Origin of the sequence: Streptomyces sp. NPDC048514 (assembly GCF_043199955.1) — a bacterium.
GTDB lineage: Bacteria > Actinomycetota > Actinomycetes > Streptomycetales > Streptomycetaceae > Streptomyces.
On record NZ_JBICWT010000014.1, the window covers coordinates 86,648 to 103,353 of the forward strand.

General features: G+C 70.2%; 10 protein-coding genes, 1 tRNA gene, 3 pseudogenes and 1 riboswitch. Of the genes and pseudogenes, 4 read left to right on the plus strand and 10 right to left on the minus strand.

The window, feature by feature from the left end:
• Nucleotides 1–160 precede the first annotated feature (160 nt).
• From ACGFT2_RS29035 to ACGFT2_RS29045, 3 genes are all read right to left on the minus strand, one after another.
• The gene (locus ACGFT2_RS29035; RefSeq protein WP_393283672.1) at nucleotides 161–3,604 is read right to left on the minus strand and encodes a BTAD domain-containing putative transcriptional regulator; all 3,444 of its coding nucleotides are present in this window, start codon (nucleotides 3,602–3,604) and stop codon (nucleotides 161–163) included.
• A 430-nt stretch (nucleotides 3,605–4,034) separates the two neighbouring features.
• Nucleotides 4,035–4,928, minus strand: a complete 894-nt coding sequence (locus tag ACGFT2_RS29040; protein WP_393283675.1) for a glycosyltransferase family 2 protein — start codon at nucleotides 4,926–4,928, stop codon at nucleotides 4,035–4,037.
• A 216-nt stretch (nucleotides 4,929–5,144) separates the two neighbouring features.
• On the minus strand, nucleotides 5,145–6,344 hold the full coding sequence (locus ACGFT2_RS29045; protein ID WP_393284029.1) for a HoxN/HupN/NixA family nickel/cobalt transporter: 1,200 nt from the start codon (nucleotides 6,342–6,344) through the stop codon (nucleotides 5,145–5,147).
• A riboswitch (cobalamin riboswitch) is annotated at nucleotides 6,341–6,531 on the minus strand. It overlaps the preceding gene by 4 nt.
• Nucleotides 6,532–6,795: 264 nt before the next feature.
• On the opposite strand from ACGFT2_RS29045, the gene ACGFT2_RS29050 reads away from it, so the two are divergent.
• Nucleotides 6,796–7,152, plus strand: coding sequence for a metalloregulator ArsR/SmtB family transcription factor (locus ACGFT2_RS29050; protein ID WP_393283677.1), 357 nt, complete (start codon nucleotides 6,796–6,798; stop codon nucleotides 7,150–7,152).
• Nucleotides 7,153–7,683: 531 nt separating this feature from the next.
• Nucleotides 7,684–7,851: pseudogene (locus tag ACGFT2_RS29055) on the plus strand (IS256 family transposase); the annotation flags it as partial.
• A gap of 35 nt (nucleotides 7,852–7,886) precedes the next feature.
• Here the strand turns inward: ACGFT2_RS29055 and ACGFT2_RS29060 are convergent.
• The 3 genes from ACGFT2_RS29060 to ACGFT2_RS29070 form a co-directional block, all read right to left on the minus strand.
• A complete protein-coding gene (locus ACGFT2_RS29060) occupies nucleotides 7,887–8,453 on the minus strand; it encodes a GNAT family N-acetyltransferase (RefSeq protein WP_393283680.1) in 567 nt (188 codons plus the stop codon).
• Nucleotides 8,454–8,527: 74 nt separating this feature from the next.
• Entirely contained in the window at nucleotides 8,528–9,466 is a 939-nt protein-coding gene (locus ACGFT2_RS29065) for a MerR family transcriptional regulator (RefSeq protein ID WP_393283683.1), read from the minus strand.
• A gap of 145 nt (nucleotides 9,467–9,611) precedes the next feature.
• Nucleotides 9,612–9,857 carry a hypothetical protein gene (locus tag ACGFT2_RS29070; protein WP_393283686.1) on the minus strand — a complete coding sequence of 82 codons (246 nt, stop codon included), beginning with the start codon at nucleotides 9,855–9,857 and terminating at the stop codon, nucleotides 9,612–9,614.
• A 590-nt stretch (nucleotides 9,858–10,447) separates the two neighbouring features.
• Between ACGFT2_RS29070 and ACGFT2_RS29075 the strand changes: the two are divergent.
• A pseudogene (locus ACGFT2_RS29075) lies at nucleotides 10,448–11,723 on the plus strand (IS110 family transposase).
• Here the strand turns inward: ACGFT2_RS29075 and ACGFT2_RS29080 are convergent.
• Nucleotides 11,681–12,220, minus strand: coding sequence for a GNAT family N-acetyltransferase (locus ACGFT2_RS29080; RefSeq protein WP_393284032.1), 540 nt, complete (start codon nucleotides 12,218–12,220; stop codon nucleotides 11,681–11,683). The pseudogene ACGFT2_RS29075 and the gene ACGFT2_RS29080 sit on opposite strands and share 43 nt — an antisense overlap.
• 966 nt (nucleotides 12,221–13,186) lie before the next feature.
• The gene (locus ACGFT2_RS29085) at nucleotides 13,187–13,654 is read right to left on the minus strand and encodes a histone deacetylase (protein WP_393283689.1); all 468 of its coding nucleotides are present in this window, start codon (nucleotides 13,652–13,654) and stop codon (nucleotides 13,187–13,189) included.
• 65 nt (nucleotides 13,655–13,719) lie between these two features.
• Here ACGFT2_RS29085 and ACGFT2_RS29090 point away from each other — a divergent pair.
• Nucleotides 13,720–14,745, plus strand: a pseudogene (locus tag ACGFT2_RS29090) (tyrosine-type recombinase/integrase); the annotation flags it as partial.
• Between the two features lie 43 nt (nucleotides 14,746–14,788).
• Here the strand turns inward: ACGFT2_RS29090 and ACGFT2_RS29095 are convergent.
• Together ACGFT2_RS29095 and ACGFT2_RS29100 are read right to left on the minus strand one after the other, a co-directional pair.
• Nucleotides 14,789–14,865, minus strand: a tRNA-Thr gene (locus ACGFT2_RS29095).
• Nucleotides 14,866–14,972: 107 nt separating this feature from the next.
• Complete coding sequence (locus tag ACGFT2_RS29100) at nucleotides 14,973–16,589, minus strand: alpha/beta hydrolase (RefSeq protein WP_393283692.1); 1,617 nt, start codon at nucleotides 16,587–16,589, stop codon at nucleotides 14,973–14,975.
• Between the last annotated feature and the right edge of the window lie 117 nt (nucleotides 16,590–16,706).

Sequence of the window (16,706 nt, forward strand, 5' to 3'; positions counted from 1 at the left end):
CACCACGGGCCGCTCCACCACGGCGGGGACACGGCATCATGCCGGCTCCGAGGAGACCGCCGCCGGTCCTGCTCAGCCCGCGGGCATCCGCCGAGGGCCACTCCCCCGCGGCCGAGACGCACCGCCATGCCGACGCCGAGCGAACCGCCGTCGGGTCCGCTCAGTCGGTGAGGAGTCGTCGTAGCTCCGTGAGGACCGTCTGCTCGTCCGTTGCGGCCAGCGCCACGAGCGCCGCGCGCCAGGCACCGTATGCCTCCGCCGCGCGTCCCTCCGCGCGCAGCAGCAGCCCCTGCTGGTGCCGGGCCAGGCCGCCGATGTAGCGGTCTGCGCGGGCGTCGGCCCGGCGCAGCAGCTCGGCGCACTCGGCGCCGGCCCGCTCGCCCTCCCCCAGCTCCCGCAGTGCCCGGACCAGACCGAGCCGGGTCTGGGACTCGCCGTGCCAGTCGCCGTGGCCGCCGAGGATCCGCAAGCTCTCCTCGAAGTGCCGGGCGGCGGCGGCCGCTTCGCCGAGGGCGAGGTGGGCGTAACCGATGTTGCAGTGCGCCGTGTGCTGCACGATGACCGCGCCGACCGTGTTCCCCAGCGCCAGTGAGCGCCGGTGCTGGTCGATGGCGGCACGCGGGTCGGTGTGCTCGAAGAGGTTGCCGAGGTGGCTGTGGGTGACGGCCTGACCGTAGGGATCGTTCAGCTGCCTCGAATACGCGAGGCTCTGCCGCAGCGCCTGCGCCGACTCCTCGTACCGCCCCAGCCCCTCCAGCAGCAGCCCGCGGTTGTTCAGGCAGCGCCTGATCCCGGCGGTCATGCCGAGCCGTCGCCAGATCTCCATGGCCTGGTCGGTGTGGGCGAGGGCGTCACCCTGCTGCCCGGTCAGGAAGTGCAGGCCCGCCAGGTCTCCCAGCGCGTACGCCTCGGCCGCCGCGTCACCGAGTTGCCGCGCCGCCCGCAGTGCGGCCCGCCCCAGCACCTCCATCTCGGCGACCCGCCCACTGCGTTGCACGTACGGGAAGAGCAGCCGCCCGAGCGTGGAGAGGTGGGCGGACCGCCGTACGTCGGCCGTTCCCGCGTTCCGCTCCACCAGGGTGACGATGTTCTCCAGCTCCGCCTCGCTCCACGCCAAGGCCGCTTCGGCGGACTCGAAGAAGGGCAGGGCGGCGACGTCCTCGGCGTGCTCGGGCAGTTGCGCGGCGGTCGGCCGGCGTCGGTCGTCCTGGTCGAGACCCGGCTCGGCGATCGCCGCCAGCAGCCGGTCGGCCACGGCGGCGTACCAGCGGAGGGCGGCCAGATCGGAAGCGGCCGTGCTGCCGGTGCCGTCGGATTCGACGGCACCGGCGGCACCAGTGGCCGGTGCGGGTGCGGAGTCGCCGGGCGTGGACGTGCCTGACGCGGAGGTGCCGGGTGCGGAGGTGCCGGGTGTGGAGGTGCCCGGGGCAGAGACGTCCGGCGCGGAGGTGCCGGGTGTGGACGTGCCCGGGGCGGGCTGCGTGGTGGAGGTGTCCGCGGCGGAGGCTTCGCCCGGCTCCGAGGCGGGGGTGAAGGCCGTAGCGCCGGGTGGGGCGGGGTCCGGGGCCGGGGCAGGAGCCGTCGGGGGCCTGCCGGCGCGGTCGCCGTCGCTCCGCACTCCCGTGTCCGCCAGCTCGCGGGCGAAGTCGCGGACCAGATCGTGCGGGGCGTAGCGGCCGAACGCCGTCTCCTCCAGCAGGGCGACGTCGACCAGACGGTCCAGCGCGGCCTCGGCGCGGCGCTCGTCGATGCCGGTGAGCCGGGCGATCAGCGGGGCGCCGTACACAGGAAGGTCGAGAGCGCCGATGTGCCGCAGGGCGAGGGCCGCGTCGCGGTCGGCCTCGCGGTCGGCGGCGGCGAGCGCGTCATGGGCGACGGCCAGGGAGCGCCGGACGCTCAGGTCGTCGTACTCCAGGTGGTGCAAGCGCCCTTCGGTGGCCGCGAGTTGGCCGGCCAGCACGTCAGGGGTGAGCGCCCGCCGGGCGGCGAGCCGGGCGGCGACGACGCGCAGTGCGAGCGGGAGCCGGCCGGTCAGCTCGACCAGGGCATGCCCGGCCCTCAGCCCCTCGCGTCCGCTCACCGCACGCAGCAGGGCCGCACTGTCCTCGCTGGTCAGCGGGCCGAGCGGAAAGCGCCGGGCGCCGTCGAGAGCCGTCAGCGGCGAACGACTGGTGACGATCACCGCACAGCCCGGGCCGGCCGGCAGCAGCGGCCGTACCTGCGCGGCGTTGGCCGCGTCGTCGAGCACCAGCAGGATGTGCGCGGGTGCCAGCAGCGAGCGGAGCAACGCCGAGGCCGCGTCCGGGTGTTCGGGGATGTTGCGCGGGTCGGCCCCGAGGTCGCGCAGCAGGGCGCCCAGAGCCTGCGCGGCGGTGAGCGGGGGCATGCCGGGGGTGGCGCCGTGCAGATTGACGTAGAGCTGACCGTCGGTGAACCGTTCCCGCAGTTCATGGGCCACGTGCAGGGCCAACGCGCTCTTGCCGACGCCCGCCATGCCGCTGATCACCGCGACGGTGAGGGCCGGCACGGGCGGCTCGGCCAGCACCTCGCGCAGCTCCCGGCGCACGTCCACGCGACCGGTGAAGTGGGCCGGAGGAGCCGGCAGCTGGGCCGGACGCGGGGTCTGCCGTGCGGCGGAGCCGGCTTCGCGTGCGGAGGCGGCGGGCGACTCGGCACCGGCCGCACCCACCTGAACGTCCGGCTTCCGGCGTTCCGCATCCTTCGCGGCGCGCCGCCGGTCACCACCTCCCTCGTTCCGCCGCCGCTCCTCGCCGCTCCCGCGCAGCACCTCGGCATGCGCCGCGCGGACGGCCGGACCGGGCTCGACACCGAGTTCCTCCACCAGGCGGGCCCGCAGGTCGCGGTGGACGGCCAGGGCCTCGGCCTGACGGCCGGTGCGGTGCAGGGCGAGCATCAGCTGCCGGTGATAGGCCTCGCGCAGCGGATACTCGGCGACGAGGGCGGCCAGCTCGGGGACGAGCGCGGCCACACGGGCGCCACCCAGCGCGAGTTCGGCGTCGTAGCGCCACTCGAACAGCAGCAGCCGCGCCTCCTCCAGACGCTGCACGAGGGCGTAGCCGCCGAGGTCGGCGGGAAGCCCGCTGAGCGGGGTGCCGCGCCACAGCGCGAGCGCGGACATGCAGGCACGTACGACGTCCGGCCACTGGCGCAGAGTGTGGGCGCCGCGCGCCTCGCCGACCCGCGCGTCGAAGACGTGCACGTCCAACTCGCCGTGGTCGACGCGCAGCAGATAGCCCGGCGGTACGGCCCTGAGCCGGTCGGGGTCGTCCAGGAGGCGGCGCAGCCGGGTGACGTGGTTGTGCAGCGAGGCCTGGGCGGAGACGGGCGGCATCCCGCCCCACAGGGCGTCCTTCAGCGACTCGACCGACACGACGCGGCCGGGTTCCAGCAGCAGCGCGGCGAGCAGGGCGCGCACCTTGGGGCTGCCGATGGGACGGACGCCGTCGTCGGCGCTGTCCTCCGGGACATCCCGCGCGGCCTCACCGGCGCCATCACGGGGGGACGCGACGGACTCGGCGGAAACGAAGGGGTCGTAGAGGACCGGCGGTCCCAGCAGTCCGAACCGCAGCTCGTACCGCCGCATCTCGCCGCCTCACTGCCTTTCCTGCGCGGCCGGGACCGGCCGTGCGTCGACGCCGGGCGTGTGCCCGCCGTTCTCTGGCGGAATCCCGCCCTGTCCGCAGCGGTTTCCCGCCACCTTCCGTGTGTCGCTCAGGCCGTTGAACCGCCTGGCCCATGGCCTGTTCCGTTGTCGCAGGGCGACTTCCGGCCATCCGGCCCGCAACCTGCCGTCGAACCGTTGGCCACATGTTAGCGATCTGTTGGCGAATCCTGATGTGATCATTTCATCGGATCCGGTTCGACGGTGCGCGCGTAAGTCGCGTAACTCGGGGGAGTGTCGCCGCCGGCTGGATCCGGGGACACAAAGGAGCCCCGGCCGGCGGAGGTGAACGACCGGGGCTCCGTCCCGTCCCCACTGCCCGGCCGCCGGGCCGTGACGGCCCTCGCGCCGTTCAGATCACAGGTGGACGTCCGAGCCGGGTGAGCCGCCACACCGTCCGCCAGCGCATCGGCCGCCGTTCGCCGGCCGGCTCCCGCACCCCCTCCAGAAATCCGCCGAACCATGCCTTCAGCCCGGCCGCCGAGCGGGTGCGGGCCAGGGTGAGCAGCGTCCACACACCCAGGTGGACCGGGACGAGCGGCAGGGGCAGCCGGCGCCGCGCGAGCCAGACGCGGTTGCGGGCGTTGACCCGGAAGTAGATGGCATGCCTGGCCGGTGAGGTCCTGGGGTGCTGGAGCAGCAGCTCCGGGACGTACCGGATGGTCCAGCCGGCGTCGGCGGCCCGCCAGGCGAGGTCGGTCTCCTCGTGCGCGAAGAAGAACCGGGCGGGCCAGTCCCCGATCTCGGCCAGCATCGCCATGCGCAGGGCGTGTCCGCCGCCGAGGAACCCGGTGACATGCCCGCCGCGCATCGGATCCGACTTGCCCAGCCGTGGCACGTGTCGCTGCTGGGTCTCGCCGTGTTCGTCGGCGATGCGGAAACCCACGATGCCGAGGCCGGGATCGGCGGCGTACAGGTCCCGCACCCGCCGCAGGACGTCGGCGTCGACGAGCAGCCCGTCGTCGTCCAGCTCCACCACGACGTCGACGTCCCCGAACTCCCGCAACCGGGAGAGGGCGATGTTACGGCCGCCCGGGCAGCCGAGGTTCTCCGCCACGTCGACGGTGGTGACCTCGCCGGGCAGCGAGAGCCGGCGGGCGAACTCGGGCAGGCGGCAGCCGTTTCCGACGATCACGATGCGGGCCGGGGCGAGGTCCTGCTTGGCCACGGACTCCAGCAGGGCGTCGACCTCGGTGGGCCGGTTGCCCATGGTCACCACGGCGACGGCGATCCTCGGCTCCATCACGTCCTCACCCCATACGGCCGGCGGCGGCACCCCGTCCCGACCGCGCGGCGCCCGCCGTTCACCAAGATGTTGCCTCAGGTCCCCGGGTTCATCAGACGCCAGTTCACTTTGCGGCACCTTTGCCCCGCTTTTGTCTGGTTATAGGAAGCGGCTTTTGATCACCTTCGAGAAGCGGCCACCCCTCCGGGACAGTCGGCGGCGGCCACCCCTCCCCGTTCAGCCCCCGTCGGTGGCGCGGGCCGTCCAGCGCTCCTCGACCTTGCCGAGACGCCAGTACGCGATGGCCACGGCCCAGACGACCACGAACAGGCCGACGATGACGTAGCCGACGTTGTCCAGGTCCAGGCCGGCGATGCGGTCCGTGACGTCGTCGTGCAGACCGAGCTTGTCGTGCAGAACGCCGACCAGTTCGATCGTGCCGACGAAGAAGGCCACGGCGATGGACAGTCCGGTGATGGTGAGGTTGTAGAACACCTTCCGCACCGGATTGGAGAAGGCCCACTGATAGGCGAAGTTCATGAACGTGCCGTCGAGGGTGTCGAACAGGCTCATGCCCGCCGCGAACAGCAGCGGCAGGCACAGCACCGCGTACCACGGGAGCCCGGCGGCGGCGCCGTTGCCCGCCAGGGCGAGGAGCAGGACCTCGGTCGTGGTGTCGAAGCCGATGCCGAACAGGAAGCCCAGCGGGAACATCTGCCCCGGGCGGCGGATGGACCTGGTGAGCCGGCCGAGGAGACGGTTCATGAAGCCGCGCGAGTCGAGGTGGGCCTCCAGCTCCGCCTCGTCGTAGCGTCCGGCGCGCATCGCCCTGAAGACGCGCAGGATGCCGAAGAGCGCGGCGAGGTTGAGCGCGGCGATCAGGTACAGGAAGCTGCCGGAGACCGTGGTGCCGACGGTGCCGAGGACCTGGTGGGTCCGGGATCCGTCGTTCATCAGCGTGCCGGCGAGCTTCGCGCCGCCGGCGACCAGCGCGGCCATGACGACCACCACGCTTGAGTGCCCCAGCGCGAACCAGAAGCCGACCGACACCGGCCGCTTGCCGTCGGCCATCAGCTTGCGGGTGGTGTTGTCGATCGCCGCGATGTGGTCCGCGTCGAAGGCGTGCCGCATGCCGAGCGTGTACGCCGTGACGCCCAGGCCGACGCCGAACGCCTTGGTGCCGACCTCGTAGTGCTGCGGTATCACCAGCAGGAACAGGATCCCGAACGCGGCCACGTGCAGGGCGACGATCACCGCGAGGAGTCCGGCGGTGCGGACGGTGTCCTCTCGGCGCCAGCGGAAGGTCACCGCGGCGACGCTGTCCGGCCCACCTCCGGACGCTCCCTGGGACACGCCTCCGGACGCACCTCCGGACGCACCTTGGGTCACGCCTTCGGACACGGTCATACGGTCACGCTCCAGCACCTCGTGGATCAGCTTCGTGATGCCGTGGCCGGTCTCCTGGCTGACGGGTCGACGCGCCCGCCCCTGCCTTCCCGGCCGTGCGGCCAGTGGCGTCCCTAAGGGCGGGAACTCCCCGATCACAGTGGCGAGGGCCGCTCCGGCCTGGGCCCCTGAGGGGCCGTCACCGGTCTTCCCGAACACCACGGCTTGATCACCCTAGGAGGCGGCGCCGACAGCTGCAAGGCTGCACAGCTGAGCAGGTATGACGCGCGGAGCGGATATGGCGGCCGAGCGGTATGACAGCCGAGCGGATACGACGACCGTGCAAACTAGACAGCCATGCGGCCAGGGGGCCGTGCGGACACGGATCGCCATGCGCACAGGGATCGCCGAGCAGACACGGATCACCGAGCAGACGGGGCCGGCCGTGCAGACATCTGATCGCCGTGCAGCCATGGAAGCGGGAGCCTGCGAAGATGCGGCCATGCATCTGGTCCCCGCGGAACGTGCCGGGCAGCGCACCATCGACGGTCACCGGGTCTGTGACGCCATCGCCGCCGTCGGCGAGCCGGAGCGGGTACGGGCCTGGGCGGACCGCTTCTCGCTGCTCTCCGACCCCGGACGCCTGTCACTCCTGCTCGCGCTCCACGCGGCCGGCCCCATCGCCGTCACCGACCTGGCGCTCGCCACGGGCATGCGGGACACCGCGGTCTCCCAGGCGCTGCGCCTGCTGCGGACCGCGGGCATCGTGGAGGGCCAGAAACACGGCCGCGTCGTGCGCTACCGGCTCGTCGACGGATCGATCTGCGCCCTGCTGAGCCACTGCGCCCCACCCGACTGACACGGCCGGTCCGTCCAGCGCCATGGCCCACGGCCGGAAGGGCGCAGGCGCACCGGACACGCCAAAAACCCCAGGCCGCAAACGATCGGTCCTGGGGTTCCAGTGGAGCCGCTTTCGGGATTCGAACCCGAGACCTACGCATTACGAGTTGTCCGACCGTGGTCCGGAGGCGTCCGTGGGCATGCATAGGGTCGATTCACTGCCTGCTCAGCAGGTGTTCCAGAGGTCTGGGGACAAGAGTGGACGCTCACGGAAAAAGCAGTGACTGAGACCGGAACTGAGACCGTGGCACTCATAGCGCAGAGCCCGAGGGACAGTCCCTACCTCATCAAGCCCCGGCTGCGCTCCGCTCCGCCGGGCGCGCTTCCCGGCTCTGGCCGCGCCCGCGCTCCTGCCTCCGGCCCGCTCGGCGCGGCCGACGCCGACGCGCGCCCACATGTGGACAGGGCCGGTGGCCATGAGGCGATCACCGCAGAACGCGGCCCACGGTCAAGACGATGCCTCCGGCGGGGGATCGGCCGGCACCGGGGTGGAGGTGGCAGCCGGGCCGCCGGGCTGGCGATGGTTTTCAAGCTGGTCGAGTCAGCCCAGGCCCGCTGGCGCGCTGTGAACGCACCCCACCTCGTCGCTCTGGTCCGTGCCGGGGCCCGCTTCGAACGCGGCCACCTCGTCGAACGCCCCGAGACCCTCTCGGCGTGAGCGGCCTCAGCCGATCCGCAGAAGCCGGGAGGATCTCAGGCACCCGTGCGCCGTATGTGCAGGTGGCCATCGCGCGGGAAGGAGGGCGGTGCCGCGGGCAGGATGGAGTCGAAGTCGTAGCGGCTCTTCTGTGCAACCCGGCACGATGCCAGGTTGTCCACCCGGTGCAGGAGTTCGAGACGCTCCAGCCCGTCGGCTTCGAAGGTGTCGAAGGCCCAGTTGGTGAGTGCCTCCAGAGCGCGGGAGGCCACTTCCCGCCCGCGAGCGTGCGCCGCGGTCCAGTAGCCCACTTCGGCCACCGGTTTGCCGGAGGTGACTTCCTTGAGGACCACGTTGCCCACCAACTGTTCGCGAACTGAACCGGGTGGTGTCTCAAGAACGGCGAAGCCGAACCGGTCCCCCGCTGCCCAACCCTGCTGCTGAGCCTGCACCCAGCGTGCCCCGTCGGCATCGTTGTTCACGACAGAGCTCGTCCACTGGCGCAGTGCGGGATCCCGGCTCACCTCGACCAATGCGGCAACGTCCTCCATGCGCCAGGGGCGAAGAACGAGAGCGGGAGAGCCCGGCGACGCGGCCGCCTGAAGTACGACCGGGGTACTCATCAACCGATCATATGTGGCGGCGTTTTCACCCGACGCCAGCCGCGTCCGCCCCATGCCGCCTGGCGACCGCCCCGTCATTGCCGTGTCCGGACGCGCAGAGCCTGGACGGACCAATCGAACACTGGAGCCAGACTCTCCGGGGCCGGCCAGCCGTTGACCACTGCAAGCAGCTGGAGGTACCGCTCCCTGCGGGGGTCACTCACGCTCTCCAGCCGAGTCGCCAGCCGGAGGCGAAGCTCGACATCGTCGGGGCGGCCGAGGAGGTGCGCGCAGTGCGCCGTGAACGCCGCGACGATCGGATCGGCCTGGGGCGAGGCCGGGTCGATGCCGGCGGCCAGGGCCGGGCCGACCTGGTCACGGACGACTGCGGCAATGTCGCGGCGCGGGCCCATCATGTCGCTTCGGGTCTGCTCGGCCGCCAGGTCCTCGGCCATCCGCCGCACCATGGTACGGAAACCCTCGTCCAGGGACATCTCGGCCAACTCCACCCACGCCTGGATCTGCTCTGCCTCCGGGTTGTCGGGCAACTCGGAGGTCATCGAGCGCATGACCCCCGCGAATGCGGGGGCGGCGTCAAGACCGCCGAAGACGGCGTCGAGGAAATCGCCGATCAGACGTCGGCGTTCGTCCTCGGAAAGCTGGGCCAGCCGGTGCATGAGTTCCGTCTCTTCAGGTGTGGACCCGCGCTCGGCCACCGTCATCAGCACCGCGCGCCGCAGGCGCAGGACGCGGATCTGCGCTGCCAGTGCTTCGGCGTGCACCGCGGCGACCTCGGGAAGCGAGAGCTCGCGGTCCACGACCTTGCGGATCGTGGGAAGGTCCAGTCCCAGCTCGCGCAGGGCCCGCACGAGGTCCAGGCGTGCGACGGCGTCGATGCTGTAGAGGCGGTAGCCGGCCGGGCTGCGGTCCGTCGGCACCACGATTCTGCGATCGGAGTAGAACCGAACGGTCTTGACCGTGAGACCGGTCCGTCGAGCGAGTTCGCCGATCGAGTAGAGCGTGTCGCCGTCCATGACCCCACCTTTGTGTCTCCCCCTACTGGAGACTCAAGTCCCTTCGCCTGCCAGCAGGCAACCACTCCTCATCCACAAGTCTTGACAATTCCTCCCGGCTGCCGGCCCGTAGGGGTGAGTGGAGGGGTTGCTGAGAGAGGGATACCTAGGCAGTGGGCTTACTAAGGATCTCCCCAGCAACCCTCATGAACTCTGTGTAGATCTGTGCGATCTCTCTTCGGCTCTGGTCAAGGTACTGATAGCGGTAGCTCGGGGCCTCTCCGCTGTCTTCTAGGGCGGCGGCCAGGTTGCGAACAGCCGTTTCGGCGTTTTCAAGCGCCTCGTATCCGCGCCACGCCACCTGCTCTGCCCGGTCAGGTCCCGCAAGCCCAGCTACTACAGCGGCCAGCACCGCCGCTTCCCCTAATCCGGGGTGTAGGCGGCTCGGTCCGGTCTTCGCAAGGGGCTGGGTGAGTGGTCGACAACGGGCAGCGGAACGCCTTCGGCCCTCATGGTCCTGGAGACCCGCTCTGAGACTGGCGCCGCTGTCCACCGGTGGGATCCATGGCGGTGTCGTGGGCGTCGGGCAACGCCTGATGTCAGCCTGGCCCGAGAGGCCTTCACCTAGAGCGGCGAGACCCGGCGCCTGCGCCACGGCCACGGACCCCACCACCGTCCGCACCTCGCGGTGATGACGCGGGCGCCGGGCTGATGCCTTCGTTTCCCCTGGTCCTTAGAGACCTCTGTCAAGAGCGGCACAGCCCGGCGCCTCCGTGATCACCGTGAAACTCCCGGCGGCCGGCCGAACGTTGATCGTCACGGCACGAGCCCGCCCCCGGGGTCGACCTCTTGTTTCACCCGCGAGCCCGCGAGCTCTGCAGACAGACCGAGCCCCTGGAGTGCGCTGGTGTCGCGAACGGCTACTGAGATGGCGGACCTGTGAGTCCTGGGATTAGGACGCTGCGCGACCCGCATGTGCTCGTGACCTGCATAAATGAACGGATCTGGGAGGATGGCTTGACCGTGTTCTGCGGCATCGACTGGGCGGAGCGCCACCACGACGTCGCCGTCGTCGACGACACCGGCACCCTGCTCGCCAAGGCTCGCATCAGCGATGACGCGGCCGGCTACAGCAAGCTCCTGGACCTGTTGGCCGAGCACGGCGACAGCCCGGAGACCCCCATACCTGTGGCCATCGAAACCAGCCGCGGGCTACTCGTGGCCGTCCTGCGTACCGGTGATCGCAAGGTCTTCGCGATCAACCCGCTCGCCGCCTCCCGCTACCGCGACCGGCACGGCGTCAGCCGCAAGAAGTCCGACCCCGGCGACGCCCTGGTCCTGGCGAACATCCTGCGCACCGACATGCCCGCCCACCGGCCGCTGCCCGCCGACAGCGAACTCGCCCAGGCCATCACCGTGCTGGCCCGAGCCCAGCAGGACGCCGTCTGGAGCCGCCAGCAGGTCGCCAACCAGGTCCGCTCGCTGCTGCGCGAGTACTACCCCGCCGCCCTGCACGTCTTCCAGGGCAAGGAGGGCGGCCTGACCAGGGCAGACGCCCGGGTGATCCTTGCCCTCGCCCCGACCCCGGCGAAGGCCGCAAAACTCACCCTCGCCCAACTGCGCGCCGCCCTCAAGCGCAGCGGCCGCACGCGGCTTCGACACTGAGACCGCGCGCCTGCGGGAGATCTTCCGCTCCGAGTACGCCCGGCATCGCCCGGCCGTCGAGGACACGTTCGGCCAGCAGCTGCTGGCGCTGCTCAAGCAGCTGGATGCCGCCTGCCAGGCCGCGGACGACCTCACCACGGCCACCGAAGCCGCCTTCAAGGAGCACGCCGACAGCGAGATCCTGCTCAGCTTCCCCGGCCTTGGCCCCCTGCTCGGAGCCCGACTGCTCGCCGAGATCGGCGACGACCGGACACGGTTCGCCGACGCCAGAGCCCTGAAGTCCTACGCCGGCTCGGCCCCGATCACCCGGGCCTCCGGCAAGAAGCACTTCGTCGGCCGCCGCTTCGTCAAGAACAACCGGCTCATGCACGCCGGCTTTCTCTGGGCCTTCTCATCCCTCACCGCCTCACCCGGAGCCAACGCCCACTACCGGCGCCGACGCGAACACGGAGACTGGCACAACGCCGCCCAACGCCACCTGCTCAACCGCTTCCTCGGCCAGCTCCACCACTGTCTGCAAACCCGGCAGCCGTTCGACGAACAGCGCGCCTTCGCGCCACTCCTTCCAGCTCAACTGGAGGGCGTGACAGGGGCCCGCAAGCCGAGCCACTGATCGGCGTCCCAGGCCCGGAACCGTTCCGCTTCGGTGAACCCCAGCTTTGCCGCGAGGCGCATCGAGCGGGCGTTGGCAGTCTGGGTGGCGAGCACCACCGGCTCACCCGGAAGGATGTCTTCGAGCCAGTCCAGTGCCGCCGCGCACGCTTCGGCGGCATACCCGAGTCCCCACGCCTGCGGCAGGAACAGGTAGCCGAGATCGACTTTCCCCACGGCAGAGTGGCAAACGTGCTCCGTTACTCTCCTGAGCAGGATCTGGCCAATCATCACCCCGTCGAGATCGACGACGAAACTCCCGGGCCGCCGCCCGGGCACCTCGGGCATCTCACCCTCAAGCTCGTCACGCGGCCGGGGGCCGCCGAGGTAGGTGTGCACCTCCGGCGAGGCGTGCAGCTCGACGAACGCCGCACGGTCCCTGGCCTCGGGCTCACGCAGCACGAGCCTCTCGGTCTTGATCGGTGCAGGCGGCCACGCAACGGCTCCGAGATCATTCATGTCGGCCAGCCAATCAGCGGCCTTGGTAGCGATCAAGACCCATGGTCCCTCTTGACTTCTTATCCCCCATGTCTTGATCCACAGACAACTTCCTCCCCAGACACCCGCTGCCGATGCAAGCAGGGCTTGTCAAGACTGCGTGTGGCGTGGGACATCAGCAGCTGACACCAACAAGGCCGTACAGCAGCGGTGACGTCGGAACTTAACGGACGATCAGCCGAGGCACAGAGTTCGCCATCGGACGGTCAACGGTGGAAATCAAGCGCGACTCTTGCCGCCACGCAGAAGTTAGTCAGGGCCTCTCCCACGTCCACGGCTTGCTGTTCAATGAGGGCATAGAGCTCACTGTCATCGGATGGGCGGGGTGATCTCAGCGCCTCCTTCGTGGCTCGCTCAAGTTCTTCGAGCTTGCTCTGGGCACGCGCAAAGAGATCAACCACGGCATTTGGACCCAGTAGGTACAACTCCGCAAGACCGGCGAAACCACGCCGCGTCAGAGCCTCAGTCTGAGCACCGAGGGCATTCAGGCTCTGCGGCGCTCCCTCCCACCCAGCACGACCACAGTCCGTGATCAACGTCAAGTGCTCGGTCAGCAGTTCGATGCATCTCGCATAAGCCTCACGCCGCAGCTGCTCCCGCCGTACCTTCCGCTGATCGGCGAGCTGTAGCCCGGTCTGACTCCGTCCTGCCAACCAGGTGAGCACCCCGGTCACCAGGCTGGCGCCAAGCGCTGATCCACCTGCAACCAGAGCGACTGATAGATCAGACACACGCCCCCTCAGCAACACCATCGAGACGCGTTCGAATCTAGAGTGCTTCCTTCGATAACGTGGCTGGTTCGCCAACTTAGGCGCCATAGGCAAGACAGGCAACGAGACGTCATCGTGCCCCACGCGTGCCCGATCGAGCGGGGAGTCACGCCTCCAGGGCGCCGACGCCCTTGGCCGCAGGTGGGCCTGCCGCTCTTCAGCCTCTAAGCAGGTCGGTTACACCGTCTGCCGTCCAATGACCAGCCGCACCTGGACGGGTGGCCAGATAGCCGGCGATCTGCTTGGTCGGCCATCCATGGGCTTCAAGCAGGCCAGACCCGAGGTGCCGCAGGTAGTTGGCGGCCGGTGGGTTCCACTCGACGTCACGGATCCCCCACGGGGCAGTGAACGTGAGGACTGGATGCCCGTCCAAGTAACCGGGACAGACCAGGGTCTCATAGCGCCCGGGGCCCATCTCTTCCCGGCCCGCAGCGAGCACCTTCGTTAGGTCCAGCATCGTCCCGGGCTCTCTGTACATCTCCTGGGCAGCGATGTCAGAGAACTGTTCAGCTGTGAGCAGGTATGCGCGAGCAGCCATCTGATCGGGGACGTTCGGGTCATAGAACGCCATGCCACCCGTCCACGCCTGCGATTCGAGCGCGAAGTAGAGCTTTCCCGGGAGCATGACCGGCACTGTCCGCTCCGGCGGTCTGCCATCCCGGCAACCTGGATAGGTGCGCCGCCCATACCCTGCTCGATGCCGGCCATGCTCCCTCGCATGTCGTGAAGGTGCACCGCATTCTGTCCCGCGCCCTGAAGATCGCCCACCGTCGCCGCATCGTCGGTGAGAACGTCGCCACGCTCGTGGACCCGCCGAGCGTGGATGAGACTGAGGCCAACCCCTTCACCAAGGAGGAGGCCAAAGCGTTCCTCGAAGCCGCATCGAAGCGCCCCACCTTCATGCGGTGGATCGTCGGTGTCGGCATGGGATTCCGGCAGGGCGAGACGCTCGGTTTGCGGTGGCCCTATGGCGACCTGGAAGCGGAGCTGTTCCACCCCGAGTGGCAGCTACAGCGCCTCACATGGCGGCACGGGTGCGGCGACCCACACGCCTGCGGCGCGCGCCTGCACCGCTTCGAGGCGTGCCCCGCGGACTGCATCACGCACAAGAGCTACAAGCGCGGCTGCCCCAAACCGTGTACCAAGACGTGCACGAAGCACGCGAGCGCCTGCCCGGACCGCAGGGAGGGCGGTCTCGTCTTCACCCGCCCCAAGACCAAGAAGAGCCGGAACGCCGTCCCGATCCCACCCGTTTTCGTGCCGTTCCTTCACGACCACAGGGCCCAGCAGGAAGCTACGCGGGCCGCCGCTGGGGAACTGTGGCAGGAACACGAGGTCGTGTTCTCGCGGCCGGACGGGCGCCCGCTCGACCCGCGCGCCGACTATGAGGAATTCAAGGAGCTGCTCAAGGAGGCCGGGATCGATGACCGGCGGCTGTACGACGGGAGTCGCCACACTGCCGGCACGATCCTGAACGAGCTGGGCGTCGACATGCCCACGATCATGGAGATCCTGCGGCACACGCAGATCAGTCAGACCCGGCGGTACGTGAAGGGCCGGTCGCATCTGTCAAAGGACGCCATGCGACGAATGGGCGAGTTCTTCGTGCCGCCACCGTCGTCTCCGTCGGTCCCGAATCCGGGCCCCATTGAGACCAGAACTGAGACCGCTGACACCCGCGCGGCCCGTGCGCAACGTCGTCGGCGCATCCGCTGAACGAAAAAGCCCAGCTCAGACGGTGTCTGAGCTGGGCTTTCAATGGAGCCGCTTTCGGGATTCGAACCCGAGACCTACGCATTACGAGTGCGTTGCTCTGGCCATCTGAGCTAAAGCGGCGCGTTGCCCGCACCATGGTGCGATCGGCAACGTCCGTAAGTGTACACAGTTTCCGTGGGTGCTCCGTACCCGCCCCGGAGCGCAGGGCTGCGGGACGGGCGGAAGGGCTATGAGCAGCGCTTTCCCTCGGCCGGAGGGGTGCCGCGGAGCAGGTAGGTGTTGATCGCCGTGTCGATACAGGCACTCCCTCGGCCGTACGCGGTGTGGCCGTCGCCGACGTAGGTGAGGAGGCGCGCCGAGGAGAGCTGGCGGGCCAGGGACCGTGCCCAGCGGTAAGGGGTCGCCGGGTCCCGGGTGGTGCCGACCACCACGATCGGCGCCGCACCCCCGGCCGTGATGCGGTGCGGTGCGCCCGTCGCCCTCACCGGCCAGTACGCGCAGTTCAGCGAGGCCCAGGCCAGGCCGGCGCCGAAGACCGGGGACGTCTTCTCGAACTGGGGCAGCGCCTTGCGCACCTCCTCGGGGCCGGTGAAGGCCGGCGGCAGGTCCACGCAGTTCACGGCGGCGTTGGCCGCCATCAGGTTGCTGTAGCGACCGCTCGCGTCACGCTCGTAGTAGCTGTCGGAGAGGGCGAGGAGTCCCGCGCCGTCGTTCTCCTTCATCACCGAGTTCAGCGCCCCGCGCAACTGCTCCCAGGTCCCCTCGTCGTACATGGCCGCGATCACCCCCGTCGTGGCGAGTGCCTCGCCGACCTTGCGGCCGTCCGCGTCGCCCGCCGAAACGGGGTGGGCGTCCAGCCTGCGGAAGAACGCCCTGAGGTGGCCGCCGACCTGCGCGGGCGTCGTGCCCTTGCCGCCGATCGGGCAGTCGGCGTGCCGTACGCAGTCCTTCGCGAAGGCCTGGAACGCCGCCTCGAAGCCGGCCGTCTGGTCCAGGTTCAGCCGGCGGGCGTCCAAGGTGGGGTCCATCGCGCCGTCCAGCACCATGCGGCCGACCCGCTCAGGGAACAGACCCGCGTACGTCGCCCCGAGGAACGTGCCGTAGGAAGCCCCGACGTAGTTCAGCTTCCGGTCGCCCAGCACCGCCCGCACGATGTCCATGTCGCGCGCGGCCTCGACGGTGGAGACGTGCCTGAGCAGCCGCGCCGAGTGGGCCCCGCAGCTCTCCGTGTACTTCTTGTCCGCCGCGACCAGCGCGTCGCGCTCCTTGGCGTCGTCGGGCGTCAGGTCCGTCTGCGTGTACGCGTCCATCCGCCGCCCGTCCAGGCATTCGACGGGCTCGCTGCGGGCCACACCCCGCGGGTCCACCGCGGCCATGTCGTAGCGGGCACGGACGTCCGCCGGGTAGCCGATGCCCGCGTACTGCTGGAGGTAGTCGAGCGCCGAGCCGCCCGGTCCACCCGGGTTGACCAGCAGCGAACCGAGGGGCTTGCCCTTGCCGGTGGCCTTCTTGCGGGCGACGGCGAGCCGGACGTCGCCGGAGCCGGGCTCGGCGTAGTCCAGCGGGGCCTTGATCGTCGTGCACTGGAAGCCGGAGACGCCGCAGCTGCGCCAGTGCGGCCGCTGCGCGTAGTACGGCGCCAGCGCCGACGGCGTCGAACGCGGCAGCGCGGCCAGAGCCGCGTTCACCGTCCCCTCCGACGTGGTCGAGCCCCCGGCCGAGCACGCGGTCACGAGCAGCGCGGCGGCCGTGAGGAGCGGGGCCAGGAGGCGGGCCGTCGCCCGGGTACGCGAGACCCGGGCCCGGTGCGGGGACCGGCGGGGGGAGGTTGACCTGGTGTGCATCAGGCGAGCGTAACGCTGGGCGATCATCTGGGTGCGATGCGTGTGGATTGTTGCTCGTACGGGGGACAACACCGGGGGCGTGACCGGAGCGGCGGAGCTTTCGGGCGTGCGGTCGGC

Excerpts from the sequence above, each read along its gene's own strand:
- ACGFT2_RS29035 (WP_393283672.1), bottom strand. The coding sequence starts at position 3,604 with ATGCGGCGGTACGAGCTGCGGTTCGGACTGCTGGGACCGCCGGTCCTC.
- ACGFT2_RS29050 (WP_393283677.1), top strand. The coding sequence starts at position 6,796 with ATGCATCTGGTCCCCGCGGAACGTGCCGGGCAGCGCACCATCGACGGT.
- ACGFT2_RS29060 (WP_393283680.1), bottom strand. The coding sequence starts at position 8,453 with ATGAGTACCCCGGTCGTACTTCAGGCGGCCGCGTCGCCGGGCTCTCCC.
- ACGFT2_RS29065 (WP_393283683.1), bottom strand. The coding sequence starts at position 9,466 with ATGGACGGCGACACGCTCTACTCGATCGGCGAACTCGCTCGACGGACC.
- ACGFT2_RS29080 (WP_393284032.1), bottom strand. The coding sequence starts at position 12,220 with ATGAATGATCTCGGAGCCGTTGCGTGGCCGCCTGCACCGATCAAGACC.
- ACGFT2_RS29085 (WP_393283689.1), bottom strand. The coding sequence starts at position 13,654 with ATGCTCCCGGGAAAGCTCTACTTCGCGCTCGAATCGCAGGCGTGGACG.
- ACGFT2_RS29100 (WP_393283692.1), bottom strand. The coding sequence starts at position 16,589 with ATGCACACCAGGTCAACCTCCCCCCGCCGGTCCCCGCACCGGGCCCGG.